This is a genomic window from Variovorax cryoconiti (assembly GCF_051216395.1).
Taxonomy (GTDB): domain Bacteria; phylum Pseudomonadota; class Gammaproteobacteria; order Burkholderiales; family Burkholderiaceae_C; genus Variovorax.
Genome location: NZ_JBPJZI010000011.1, coordinates 43,837 through 55,127 on the forward strand (window position 1 = coordinate 43,837; position 11,291 = coordinate 55,127).

An 11,291-nucleotide genomic window follows, 5' to 3' on the forward strand; every position below is an offset into this window, starting at 1 on the left:
ACGAGCTTAATGGCTCGGCGACGGCGACACCCTCAGACGAAGGCTGCTGCAGATGCCAGCCAGCGCCGCACAGGTCGCCGCCAGCACCAGCGCGATGACCGGCCCGCGCCCCTCGTGGGGCGTCCAGATGCTGAACACGGCTGCAATGACGACTGCGCCGAGGGTCTGGCCGGTCAGGCGCGCGGTCCCCAGCATGCCGCTGGCCGCGCCGCTGCGATGCCGCGGCGCCGAGGTGACGATGGTGTGGTTGTTGGGGGACTGGAACAACCCGAACCCGATGCCGCACAGGGCCATGCGCCAGGCGATGTCCAGGTCGCCAGGATGCGCCGGCAGCGCCGCGAGCAGCGCCAGCCCGCAGGCCAGCAGACCCAGGCCGATGCCGCCGAGCAGGCCGTCGGGGTAGCGGCCGATCAGCCGCCCGACGATCGGCGCCATCACGACGATGGCCAGCGGCCACGCCGTGATCAGCAGGCCCGCCTGAAGGTGGGTGCGGCCGTAGACGTCGAGCAGCAGGAAAGGCAGCGCGATGTACGACAGCATCTGCGCGGTGAACGCGGCCACCGAGGTGCCCATCGACAGCGCGAACACGGGGATGCGCAACAGGTCGACCGGGAACAGCGGGAGCACCATCGTGCGTTGGCGACGCAGATAGACGAAGCCGACCGCCAGCCCGGCCCCCAGCAGCGCCCAGCCCATCGCCGGCGTGCCGGCGGCCCCGCCTTCGCGCACACCCAGCCGGTCGACGCCCAGGAAGACGAGCGAGAACATCGCGATGTTGAGCAGCACGTCGACCGCCGAGAAGCGCGTACCCGGCACGGTGGCGGCGCGTTGGTTGGACGGCAGCGCCCGCAGGCCGATCGCCAGCACCACCAGCCCCAGCGGCACGTTGAAGGCGAAGAGCCAGGGCCACGAAGCCACCGACAGGATCGAGGCTGCCACCGACGGGCCGGCCACCGAGGCGGTGGCCACCACCATCGAATTGATCGCCATCCCGCGCCCCAGTTGCGACGAGGGGTAGATCAGCCGCACCAGCGCGGCGTTCACGCTCATGATGCCGGCGGCACCCAGGCCCTGCAGCGTGCGCGCCGCGATCAGCGTGCCCATCGAATTCGACAGCACGGCGGCCAGCGAGGACACGGTGAAGAGTCCCATGCCGAGCAGGTAGATGCGACGGTAGCCGAACAGGTCGCCCAACGACGCCAGCGGCAGCAGCATGACCAGGATCGCGATCTGGTAGGCGTTGACCACCCAGATCGCGTGCGATGCGCTGGCGCCCAGCTCGCGCGCGATGCTGGGCAGCGCGAGGTTCATGATCGTGCCGTCGAGCACCGCAACCGCGATGCCCAGGATGATGACGGCCATCGCACGCCCGCGCTGCGGCGTCGGCAGGCCGTCGGGCACGGCGGCGTCGTTGGCCGGGTTCGCCGAGTTCGCCGCAACAGGCAGGATCGCTGTCATGTCATGCGCTCCGGCCGGCGACCACGGGCGTCTTGGACCCGGCACCGCCGAGCGTCAGCCAGGTCAGCAGCAGGGCCACCAGTGCACCGCCGGCCATGCCCGCCACCATCGGCAGCGGCCGCCCGTCGGTGAACAGGCCGACGATGGCCATCACCACCGCGCCGGTCAGCATCTGCAGGGTGCCGAGCAGCGCCGACGCGGTGCCGGCGATGGCGCCGTGCTTTTCCAGCGCCAGCACCGAGGTCGTCGGAATCACCAGCCCCATCAGGCCGCTGGCAATGAAGTAAAGCACCAGCAGCACCCACATCGAATCGCCGCCCAGCAGGAAGTACACGAACATCGCCACCATCACCGCGCCGCAGGCACCGACCGCGCCCTTGACGACGCGCACCAGCCCGAAGCGCTCGCCCAGCCGCCCGTTGAACTGCGCCGCGGCGAAGAAGGCGGCGGCATTCACGCCGAAGGCCACGCTGTAGACCACCGGCGACAGGCCGTAGTGGTCGATCAGCACGAAGGACGAATTGGCCAGGTAGGTGAAGAACCCGGCCATCGCAAAACTGCCGATGAAGACCAGGCCCAGGTAGTGCCCGTCGCGCAGCAGCACGCCGTAGGCGCTCAATGCGCTGCGCAGGCTGCTCTCGACCCGCTGGTGGGCCGGGCGCGTCTCGGTGAGCGAGGTGGCGATCAGCACCAGCCCCGCGACGGCCGCGATCGTGACGGCCCAGAACACGCCGCGCCAGCCCGCCACCGCGATCACGCCGCTGCCCACCAATGGCGCGAGGATGGGCGAGATACTGAAGACCAGCATGAGCAGCGACATCAGCCGCGCCGCGTCGTTGCCGGTGTGCAGGTCGCGCACCACCGCCCGCGGGATCGCCATGCCGGCCGCCGCGCCCAGCCCTTGCAGGAAGCGCAGCACGATCAGCGTCTGGATGTTGTCGGCCAGCGCGCAGCCCACGCTGGCGATCGCGAAGAGCACCAGCCCGAAGTACAGCGGCGGCTTGCGGCCGACCATGTCCGACACCGGGCCATAAAACGGCTGGCCGGCCGCCAGCGCCAGGAAGAAGACGGTCAGGCTCATCTGCACCGCACCGATGTCGGCGCGCAGGCTGGCGCCGATGGCCGGCAGCGCCGGCAGGTACATGTCGATGGCGAACGGGCCGATGGCCGACAGCAGACCGAGCACGAGCGCGATCCGGAAGAAACGCGGAGAAGTCATGGGCCGATTGTCGCCAAGGTCGCAAAGGCTTCCGCAAGCGCCACTCGGACGGCTGTGCTAGCGCGCTGCCTCTTGTGGCCGAGGGTCGCATGCACCCGCCGACGCAGCCGCGATTGTTTCCAATGCCCGAACGCCGTGATTCCTTCGAGAGGCGTTGCAAGGCCCGTTGCCGTCGCACACTTCATCCCACAGACCAACAGCACACGTTGATCTGGGTGAACAGGCCACCGAGCGAGCGGGCCGCCTCGACAACGAAGCGGAACACCCACCCAAGACCGGTTCGACATCATCCAAATCATTGAAGGACATCATCATGAACACCCGCAACATCCTCGCCGCCGCAGCCCTCTCCCTCTTGGCCGCAGCCGGCGCACACGCCGAAACCTACGACGGCGTGTTGACCGTCACGCCCTCGGTGAGCCGTTCCGCCGTGCAAGGCCAGGCTGTGGCGGCCGCCCGTGCCGGCGACGTCTTCGGCGAAGGCTACGCCAGCGGCGTGCAGACCGTGAACACGACGGCCGACCGCGGTGCCGTGCGCAGCCAGGCCGTGGCCACGGCACACGACTCGCTGCAGAACCTGAACGCGAAGTCGTACTTCCGCGATCAGATCCCGGCCGAGTACAAGAAGACCAGCCTGTCGTTCACGCGTCAAGCGGCTTACTGAGTCTGAAGAGCCCGGTTCTTCCGGCTCTTCCTCATAGATCGTCGAACAGGGGCGCGGTGCCAAGGGGCCGCGCCCCTTCTTCCGCCAGCATGCGCAGCTTGGCCAGGGCGCCGCCCGGTGCGGAAAAGCCGCCGGGCCGACCGTCGGCAGCCATCACACGGTGGCACGGCACGATGGGCGCGAAGGGGTTGCGCCCCAGCGCCTGGCCGACCGCCCGCGCCAGGCCCTTGCTGCCCAAGGCCTCGGCCACCTCGCCATAGGTGCGCGTTTCGCCGGGCGGGATGCGGCGCGCGAAGTCGTACACGCGCCGGTGGAAGGCGGGAACGCCCGCGTCGTCCAGCGGCACCTCCAGCAACAGGTCCTTCGATGTGCCTGCCAGCACGGCGACGAGGGCGTCGATGACGGCCTGCACCGACGGCGGCGGCGACGCCTCCTCCCCTGCAGGAAAGCGCGCGGCCATGCGGGCCAGCGTCGCGGCCGCATCGTCCTCGGCCTCCGGCAGCTGTGCGCCGGCGATGCCGCGCGGGCTCCACGCGATGCCGCAGGTGCCGACGGCCGTCGGGAAGATGGCGAAGCCATGGGTGGCCGTCATGCCATGCTCCGGGTCGCGCCGTCGAGCTTCACGTGCGCGACCAGAAAATCCAGCATCGCGCGCACCCGCGCCGGCAGCCGGCCGGCCTTGCCCAGGTAGACCGCATGGATCGGCTCCATCTCGTGCGGGTTGAACTCCTCCATGACCTTCACCAGCCGGCCCGCGTCGATGTCGGCCTGCACGTGGTAGAGCGACAGCCGCCCCAGGCCGACGCCGTCGAGCACCAGCCGCCGCAGCGCCGAGCCGTCGCCGACACGCATGGTGCCGACGATCGGCATCCCGACGAACCGGCCGTCGACCGACAGCGGCCAGTCGGGCACGGCGCGCCGGTAGCTGGTGCCCAGGCGGTTGTGGGCTTCGAGCTCCTGCGGCGTGTGCGGCGTGCCGTAGCGCGCGAGATAGGCCGGCGACGCCACGATCGCCTGGCCGGTTTCGCCGAGCCGTCGCGCGACCAGATCCGACGATGGCAACTGCCCCCAACGCACCGCGATGTCGGTGCGCTCGTCCATCAGGTCGACCACACGGTCGGTCAGCGAGACGTCGACCGTGACCTGCGGGTGCCCTTCGAGAAAGCGCGGCATCAGCGGCAACAGCACGTGGTGGCCGAAGGGCACGCTCGCGTTGATGCTGACCCGCCCGCGCGGCGCGGCGCCCGATGCCGCACAGCGTTCGGCCTCGTCCATGTCGGCCAGCACCCGCACGCTGCGCTCGTGGAACTGCTGGCCTTCGGGCGTCAGCGTGAGCTTGCGGGTGGAACGGTGCACCAGCTGCACCGCCAGGCGCGACTCGAGCCGCGCGACCAGCTTGCTCACGGCCGAGGGCGTCATGCCGAGCGCGCGTGCGGCGGCCGAGAAGCCGCCGCGCTCGACCACCTGCACGAAGGCTTCCATCTCGCCGGAACGGTTCACGTCGATGCGGGGCATATGTGATTTCAATTCACAGCTGTCGATCTGGAAGGCATTCTAGTCACAGAGCAGGAGCGCCGGCACAGTCGACCCATCATGCCCATCGCTCTTCTCGCCCTCACCGTCGGTGCCTTTGGCATCGGCACCACCGAATTCGTCCTCATGGGCCTGCTCCAGCAGGTCGCGGACGACCTTCATGTGTCCATCGCCGCCGCCGGGCTGCTGATCTCCGGCTATGCCGTCGGCGTCGCCATCGGTGCGCCGGTGCTGACCCTCGCCTCCCGCCGGCTGCCGCGCAAGACGGTGCTGCTCGCGCTGATGGCGATCTTCACGCTCGGCAACCTCGCCTGTGCGCTGGCGCCGAGCTACGGCTGGCTGATGGCGGCGCGCGTCGTCACGGCGCTCGCGCACGGCACCTTCTTCGGCGTCGGCGCCGTGGTGGCGACCGGCCTGGTCGCGCCGGAGCGCCGCGCCTCGGCCATCGCGATCATGTTCACCGGCCTCACCGCCGCGACCATCCTCGGCGTGCCGGCCGGCGCGTGGCTCGGGTTGCACCATGGCTGGCGCGCCTCGTTCTGGGCCGTCGCGGCGATCGGCGTGCTGGCCTTCGCGGTGCTCGCGGTCTTCGTGCCGCGCAGCAAGCGGGATGGCGCCCTGCCCCCGCTGCGCGACGAGCTGGCCGTGCTGACCCGGCCGCAGGTGCTGCTCGGCCTGGCGATGACGGTGGTCGGCTACGCCGGCGTGTTCGCCGTGTTCACCTACGTGCAGCCGCTGCTCAACCGCCTCACCGGCTTCTCCGACGGCGCGGTGTCGGCGGTGCTGCTGCTCTTCGGCGGCGGCATGGCCATCGGCAACCTGCTGGGCGGTCGGCTGGCCGACCGCGGCGTGATGCGCGCCGTGTTGTGGACGCTGAGCGTGCTGGCGCTGGTGCTGGCCACGATGCAGTTCGCCATCAGCTCGGCCGTGCCGGCGATTGTCTTCTTCGCGGTGCTCGGCGTCGCGTCATTTGCGACCGTGGCGCCGTTGCAGATGCGCGTGCTCGAGAAGGCCTCGGGCGCCGGCCAGAACCTAGCGTCGAGCCTGAACATCGCGGCCTTCAACCTCGGCAACGCCATCGGCGCCTGGGTCGGCGGCGTGACCATCGAGCGCGGGCCGGGGCTGGCATCGCTCGGCTGGGTGGCCGCGGCGATCACGCTGGTCGGCCTGGGCATCGCGCTGTGGAGCCGCGCCCTGGACGGTCGCGCAACGGCCATGCCCGATGGCGTGCCGATGAAGGCCTGAACTTCTTTTGATTCCAACGCGAGAACGACACACCATGGACTACCGCTACCTCGGCCGCTCCGGCTTCCAGGTTCCCGCCCTCGGCTTCGGGGCCGGCACCTTCGGCGGGCACGGCCCGCTCTTCAGCGCCTGGGGCAACACCGACGTGGCCGGCGCGCGGCGCATCGTCGACCTGTGCCTGGACGCCGGCGTGACGCTGTTCGACACGGCCGACGTGTACTCGAACGGCGCATCGGAAAGCATCCTCGGCGCGGCGCTCAAGGGGCGGCGCCACCAGGCGATCGTCTCGACCAAGCTGTCGCTGCGCATGGGCGACGGCCCCAACGACGCGGGCGCGTCGCGGCACCACCTGCTCGCCGGCGTCGATGCGGCGTTGACGCGCCTCGACACCGAGCACATCGACATCCTGCAACTGCACGCCTTCGATGCGATGACGCCGGTCGAGCAGGTGCTGCGCACGCTCGACGACCTGGTGCGCGCCGGCAAGGTGCGCTACGTCGGCGTGTCGAACTTCTCGGGCTGGCAATTGATGAAGTCGCTCGCGGCTTCGGACCGTCTCGGGCTCGAGCGCTACGTCGCCAACCAGACCTACTACTCGCTCATCGGCCGCGACTACGAATGGGAGCTGATGCCGCTGGGCATCGACCAGGGTGTCGGCGCGATCGTGTGGAGCCCGCTCGGCTGGGGGCGCCTGACCGGCAAGATCCGCCGCGGCCAGCCGCTGCCGGCCGACAGCCGCCTGCACGCGACCGAGGGCTTCGCGCCACCGGCCGACGCCGAGCGCCTGTACCGCGTGGTCGACGCGCTCGACGCGGTCGCGGCCGAGACCGGCAAGACCGTGCCGCAGATCGCCATCAACTGGCTGCTGCAACGCCCGACGGTCGCGAGCGTGCTGATCGGCGCACGCGACGAGGCGCAGCTGGTGCAGAACCTGGGTGCGGTGGGCTGGTCGCTCACGACCGAACAGGTCGCGCGGCTCGATGCGGCGAGTGCAGTGACGCCGCCCTACCCCTACTACCCGTACTGGAACGGGCAGTTCGCCGAACGCAGTCCGGTGGCGGTGTGAAGCCGCCGGCCATGCGGCGACCTCCGGGAACTTGCAAGAGCCACGCGTCATCCGAGGGGCCATGAACGCGACTTCCGCCCCAGGCTCTGCCGGTCTGCCCCGCCGCACGGTAGCCGCCGCGCTGGTCGCCGCGCCGGCGCTATGGTTCGGTGTTCGCGCGCAACCCGCGACGACGCGTGTGGCCACGCCATCGCAGACTGAAGGCCCGTTCTACCCGGTGCGCCTGCCGGCGGATGCGGACAACGACCTCCTGCGTAACGGCACTTTGAACTACCGGGGCGGTCAGCCGACCTGGGTCGACGGCATCGTGACCGACCTCGACGGCAAGCCCCTGCGTGGGGCGCAGGTCGAGATCTGGCAGTGCGACGAACACGGCCACTACCACCACCCGGGTGATGGCGACCGCGCCGACGCCGCGTTCCAGGGCTTCGGCCGCGTCAGCGTGGGAGCCGACGGCAGCTACCGCTTCCGCACCATCCGACCCGTGCCCTACACCGGCCGCACGCCGCACATCCACGTCAAGGTGAGACTCGGCGCACGCGAACTGTTGACCACGCAGCTCTACGTGGCGGGCGACGCCGGCAACGCCCGCGATTTCCTGTGGAGCAACCTGTCGCCGGCAGCGCGCAATGCGGTCACGGTGCCCTTCGAGCGCAGCGTGGACGGGTTGCGAGCGCACTTCCCGATCGCCGTGGCGACCTGATCGCAGGCCACCGGCACACGGCGTTACATCGCGGCAACACGCGCTGCTTACGATGGCGCTTCTTCAGGAGACCGCCATGACCAGCAAGAACACGATCTGCCTGTGGTACGACGGTGACGCCGTCGACGCCGCGAACTTCTATGCCACCACCTTCCCCGACAGCGCCGTGGGCGCGGTGCACCATGCACCGGGCGACTACCCCGATGGCAAGCGGGGCGATGTCCTGCTGGTCGAGTTCACCGTCGTCGGCATCCCGTGCATCGGGCTCAACGGTGGCCCGCAGTTCAAGCACAGCGAGGCCTTCTCCTTCCAGATCGCGACCGATGACCAGGCCGAGACTGACCGCTTGTGGAACGCGATCGTCGGAAATGGCGGTCAGGAGAGCGAGTGCGGCTGGTGCAAGGATCGGTGGGGGCTGTCGTGGCAGATCACGCCGCGGGTGCTCGTCGCCGCATTGGCGAACCCCGATCGCACCGCGGCCAAGCGCGCCTTCGACGCGATGATGACCATGCGCAAGATCGACGTCGCAGCGATCGAGGCGGCACTTCGGGGCTGACCCTGCCCAGACGCATCACGTCGACTCGCACGCCGTGGCGAGGCCTCGCGTCAGCTGCCGCCCTTGAGCCGCTTGTATTCGCTGCGCTTCATCGCCAGGTAATCGGCACGCTCGACCTCGTGCAACTGAAGCGCATACCGTTCGGTGCCGTCGAACCATGCGGCCAGCCGGCGATCGACCTGCTCCGGCTTGGGTGAGTCGAGGAAGGCATCGATGGCGAGGTAGTAGCGCATGGTGTTGCGCTCGACCACGCCGCGCACGCCGCCGATCTGCTCGGGGGCGCCCTGGGCGCCACGGCCGGTCACGGTGAAGCCGACCTTGCCGCTGCCGAGTGTGCCGAGGTAGGCCTTCATGGCGAGCCGTGCTGCCGTGCCGTAGGCGTAGGAATAGGACAGGTGCACGAAGCTCTTGCCGGGGGCAATGGGCGCCGCTTCGAAAACGATGCGGTAGTCCCGCGTCGACAGCGGCCCCTCGGCGGCAGACAGCTGCACGGCCAGGTAGTCGGCACCGCTGGACATCGACTTCCACGCGAACTGCACCCGCTGGGCCTTGTCGAGCGGCTGATCGAACTTGCGCCCGACGGCCACGTCCAGCAAAGCGCCGTCCCCCTCGCCCTTGACCACGCAGTGCTTGGTGTTCAGGTGCAGCATCAGCACTTCGCACCAGTTCGCCGGCTTGGCGAGTGCGCCGATGTCCGCGAAGGGATGATCGACGACCGCGTAGATGTCCCCGCTCAGCCGGTCGGGCTTTTCTGCAGAATCGAGCACCAGCGGGCGCTGAAACGGGTTGTCGGCCAGCCGGGACGCGAGCGCGGTGTGTTGGCCCTGCAGCGCGTTCCTGTCCTGTGCAACGGCGGGCGAGGCCAACGCCAAGGCAACCAGCGGGGCGAGCAGCAGGTGCGGCACGCGGCGGAATACGGTGTGGGAAGCGGCGTGAAAACAGAGCATGGTGCAGCCAAGCTAGCACGCCGCCGCCGCAGGGCGTGTAGTTCAGGACCGCAGTTGCGCGCGCAGTTGCTGTCCGATGTCGGGCCGCTCCAGGAAGGGGTCGGCCGGGTTGGTGATCGACACGATGCTGTCCATCCGGCTCTTCACGTTGCCCAGCGCCTTCGGGTGGCTGAAGACGTAGAACTGGTTGGCGGCGATGGCGTCGAACACCTTGCCCGCCACATCGGCGGCGCTCACCTTGCCGCTGCTCACGGCCTTGGCCGTCATGGCCTGGCCGATCAGCTGACTCTTGGTGAGTTCACCGGCGGGCAGCGTGCCGGGGCGGTTCCGTTCACTGCTGTGGATGCCGGTCGCCACAAAGTACGGGCACAGCAGGCTGGCGCCGATCTGGTCGGTGACCAGCGCCAGGTCCTGGTACAACGTTTCGGTCAGGCTCACGACCGCGTGCTTGCTGACGTTGTAGACGCCCATGTTGGGTGGCGTCAGCAGGCCGGCCATGCTGGCGGTGTTGACGATGTGGCCGCGGTAGGCCGGGTCTTTCGCGGCGGCGGCCAGCATCATCGGCGTGAAGAGGCGCACGCCATGCACCACGCCCCACACGTTGACGCCCAGCACCCACTCCCAGTCGGCCACGCTGCTCTCCCAGACCAGGCCGCCGGCACCCACGCCCGCGTTGTTGAAGACGAAGTGCGGCGCGCCGAAGCGCTGCTGCACCGCCTCGGCCAGGGCCTCCATCTGGTCGGCCTTCGACACGTCGACCCGGCGCGCCAGCACCTGCGCGCCGGCTGCCTCCATCTCGGCCTGGACGCGGTCGAGTGCGTCCTGCTGCACGTCGACCAGCACCAGGTTCATGCCGCGCGCGGCGCCGATGCGCGCGCATTCGAGGCCGAAGCCCGAACCGGCGCCGGTGAGCACCGCGGTCTTGCCGTGAAAGTCCTGGATCATGTCGTTGTCTCCGATGTTTTGAGGACGTAGCCGATGCGCGGGAAGTGCACATGCAGCGTGCCCGCACGCGGGTCGGTGCGGCGCAGCGTGTAGTGGGTCCGCGTGGCGGCGATCAGCTCACCCTCGGTCGGCTCGGGGCCGAAGCTTTCCGAGGTGATGCTCACGCGGCTGCCCAGCGCGATGCCATGCTCGTCCTGGAAGGTGCTGTCGGTCAGCAGCGTGTGCGGCACCGATGCGGCGGCATGCGCGATGGCAGTGGCGGCGTCGGTCGTTTCCATGGTGCCGTGGCCGATGGCCGCCATGCGATCCATCCAGTCGAGCACCGCCGGCGTCAGTTGCAGCACGCCTGCCATCGAGGGTGTGCGCTTGCGCGTGAACCACAGCGGGTGGTAGCAGGCAAAGTCGGCAATGGTCGGCACCTCGCCCAGCAGGTAGGGCGTGTCGTCCAGCATGTCCGACAGGCGGCGCAGGTACGACTTGTAAGCGCCGGTGGCATCGGCCGGCCGCAGGCGGACCCGGTTGCCGCTCATCGCGCGCCGATCTTCCACAAAGGCCTTGGCCGCGTCCGGCGGCGCCTTGGCAAACAGATCCGCGACCCCCTTCGGACTGAAGCTGTGCGCCATGCCCGTCCAGAACAGGGTGTCGTCGGCCCATTGCGCCAGCGTGCGCGCCAGGCCCTTGCTTGGCTCCGGATAGAGATAGGGCTCGGGCTGCAGGTGCTCCAGCACATCGCAGATGAGGGCACTGTCGCAGTAGATGTCGGCACCGACCTGCAGGAAGGGCGTCTTGCGGTAGCCGCCGGTGAGCGTCTGCACGTCGGGCTTGGGCATGATCTGCGGCACGATGACCGAGCGCCAGGCCAGCTTCTTGTAGCCCAGCACCAGCCGGATCTTCTCGGAGAAGGGCGAGGTGGCGTAGTGGTGCAGGATCAGGTCGGGCATCGTGGTCTTTCTTT

The 11,291-nt window shown here is 69.5% G+C and carries 12 protein-coding genes; 5 read left to right on the forward strand and 7 right to left on the reverse strand.

The genetic code is table 11. The features are described 5' to 3' along the window. Window positions 1-6: 6 nt before the first annotated feature. Window positions 7-1,458, reverse strand: coding sequence for an MFS transporter (locus tag ACSFA2_RS21975; RefSeq protein WP_435457449.1), 1,452 nt, complete (start codon window positions 1,456-1,458; stop codon window positions 7-9). Window position 1,459: 1 nt separating this feature from the next. Next, window positions 1,460-2,677, reverse strand: a complete 1,218-nt coding sequence (locus ACSFA2_RS21980; RefSeq protein WP_435457450.1) for a multidrug effflux MFS transporter — start codon at window positions 2,675-2,677, stop codon at window positions 1,460-1,462. Between the two features lie 313 nt (window positions 2,678-2,990). On the opposite strand from ACSFA2_RS21980, the gene ACSFA2_RS21985 reads away from it, so the two are divergent. After that, the gene (locus ACSFA2_RS21985; protein WP_435457451.1) at window positions 2,991-3,341 is read left to right on the forward strand and encodes an alpha/beta hydrolase; all 351 of its coding nucleotides are present in this window, start codon (window positions 2,991-2,993) and stop codon (window positions 3,339-3,341) included. A 31-nt stretch (window positions 3,342-3,372) separates the two neighbouring features. Here ACSFA2_RS21985 and ACSFA2_RS21990 read toward each other — a convergent pair whose 3' ends face one another. Next, window positions 3,373-3,933 carry a methylated-DNA--[protein]-cysteine S-methyltransferase gene (locus tag ACSFA2_RS21990; RefSeq protein WP_435457452.1) on the reverse strand — a complete coding sequence of 187 codons (561 nt, stop codon included), beginning with the start codon at window positions 3,931-3,933 and terminating at the stop codon, window positions 3,373-3,375. Beyond that, the gene (locus ACSFA2_RS21995; protein ID WP_435457453.1) at window positions 3,930-4,856 is read right to left on the reverse strand and encodes a LysR family transcriptional regulator; all 927 of its coding nucleotides are present in this window, start codon (window positions 4,854-4,856) and stop codon (window positions 3,930-3,932) included. The genes ACSFA2_RS21990 and ACSFA2_RS21995 overlap by 4 nt, the downstream gene beginning before the upstream one ends. Before the next feature lie 78 nt (window positions 4,857-4,934). Here ACSFA2_RS21995 and ACSFA2_RS22000 point away from each other — a divergent pair, with 78 nt between their 5' ends. The 4 genes from ACSFA2_RS22000 (at window position 4,935) to ACSFA2_RS22015 (ending at window position 8,444) form a co-directional block, all read left to right on the forward strand. After that, complete coding sequence (locus tag ACSFA2_RS22000) at window positions 4,935-6,119, forward strand: MFS transporter (protein ID WP_435457454.1); 1,185 nt, start codon at window positions 4,935-4,937, stop codon at window positions 6,117-6,119. 34 nt (window positions 6,120-6,153) lie between these two features. Continuing rightward, window positions 6,154-7,185, forward strand: coding sequence for an aldo/keto reductase (locus ACSFA2_RS22005; protein WP_435457455.1), 1,032 nt, complete (start codon window positions 6,154-6,156; stop codon window positions 7,183-7,185). A 61-nt stretch (window positions 7,186-7,246) separates the two neighbouring features. Continuing rightward, window positions 7,247-7,888, forward strand: a complete 642-nt coding sequence (locus tag ACSFA2_RS22010) for a dioxygenase family protein (protein WP_435457456.1) — start codon at window positions 7,247-7,249, stop codon at window positions 7,886-7,888. A gap of 76 nt (window positions 7,889-7,964) precedes the next feature. Continuing rightward, window positions 7,965-8,444, forward strand: coding sequence for a VOC family protein (locus tag ACSFA2_RS22015; protein ID WP_435457457.1), 480 nt, complete (start codon window positions 7,965-7,967; stop codon window positions 8,442-8,444). Between the two features lie 50 nt (window positions 8,445-8,494). Here ACSFA2_RS22015 and ACSFA2_RS22020 read toward each other — a convergent pair whose 3' ends face one another. The 3 genes from ACSFA2_RS22020 to ACSFA2_RS22030 are packed head-to-tail and all read right to left on the reverse strand — an operon-like array spanning window position 8,495 to window position 11,277. Continuing rightward, window positions 8,495-9,391 (reverse strand): hypothetical protein, encoded by an 897-nt coding sequence (locus ACSFA2_RS22020; RefSeq protein WP_435457458.1) that lies wholly within the window; start codon window positions 9,389-9,391, stop codon window positions 8,495-8,497. A 42-nt stretch (window positions 9,392-9,433) separates the two neighbouring features. Further along, the gene (locus ACSFA2_RS22025) at window positions 9,434-10,336 is read right to left on the reverse strand and encodes an SDR family oxidoreductase (RefSeq protein WP_435457459.1); all 903 of its coding nucleotides are present in this window, start codon (window positions 10,334-10,336) and stop codon (window positions 9,434-9,436) included. Next, window positions 10,333-11,277: a glutathione S-transferase family protein gene (locus tag ACSFA2_RS22030; protein WP_435457460.1), complete on the reverse strand. Its 945-nt coding sequence runs from the start codon at window positions 11,275-11,277 to the stop codon at window positions 10,333-10,335. The genes ACSFA2_RS22025 and ACSFA2_RS22030 overlap by 4 nt, the downstream gene beginning before the upstream one ends. Window positions 11,278-11,291 lie beyond the last annotated feature (14 nt).

Excerpts from the sequence above, each read along its gene's own strand:
- ACSFA2_RS22015 (WP_435457457.1), top strand. The coding sequence starts at position 7,965 with ATGACCAGCAAGAACACGATCTGCCTGTGGTACGACGGTGACGCCGTC.
- ACSFA2_RS22005 (WP_435457455.1), top strand. The coding sequence starts at position 6,154 with ATGGACTACCGCTACCTCGGCCGCTCCGGCTTCCAGGTTCCCGCCCTC.
- ACSFA2_RS21980 (WP_435457450.1), bottom strand. The coding sequence starts at position 2,677 with ATGACTTCTCCGCGTTTCTTCCGGATCGCGCTCGTGCTCGGTCTGCTG.
- ACSFA2_RS22025 (WP_435457459.1), bottom strand. The coding sequence starts at position 10,336 with ATGATCCAGGACTTTCACGGCAAGACCGCGGTGCTCACCGGCGCCGGT.
- ACSFA2_RS21985 (WP_435457451.1), top strand. The coding sequence starts at position 2,991 with ATGAACACCCGCAACATCCTCGCCGCCGCAGCCCTCTCCCTCTTGGCC.
- ACSFA2_RS21975 (WP_435457449.1), bottom strand. The coding sequence starts at position 1,458 with ATGACAGCGATCCTGCCTGTTGCGGCGAACTCGGCGAACCCGGCCAAC.
- ACSFA2_RS22010 (WP_435457456.1), top strand. The coding sequence starts at position 7,247 with ATGAACGCGACTTCCGCCCCAGGCTCTGCCGGTCTGCCCCGCCGCACG.
- ACSFA2_RS22000 (WP_435457454.1), top strand. The coding sequence starts at position 4,935 with ATGCCCATCGCTCTTCTCGCCCTCACCGTCGGTGCCTTTGGCATCGGC.
- ACSFA2_RS21990 (WP_435457452.1), bottom strand. The coding sequence starts at position 3,933 with ATGACGGCCACCCATGGCTTCGCCATCTTCCCGACGGCCGTCGGCACC.
- ACSFA2_RS21995 (WP_435457453.1), bottom strand. The coding sequence starts at position 4,856 with ATGCCCCGCATCGACGTGAACCGTTCCGGCGAGATGGAAGCCTTCGTG.
- ACSFA2_RS22020 (WP_435457458.1), bottom strand. The coding sequence starts at position 9,391 with ATGCTCTGTTTTCACGCCGCTTCCCACACCGTATTCCGCCGCGTGCCG.
- ACSFA2_RS22030 (WP_435457460.1), bottom strand. The coding sequence starts at position 11,277 with ATGCCCGACCTGATCCTGCACCACTACGCCACCTCGCCCTTCTCCGAG.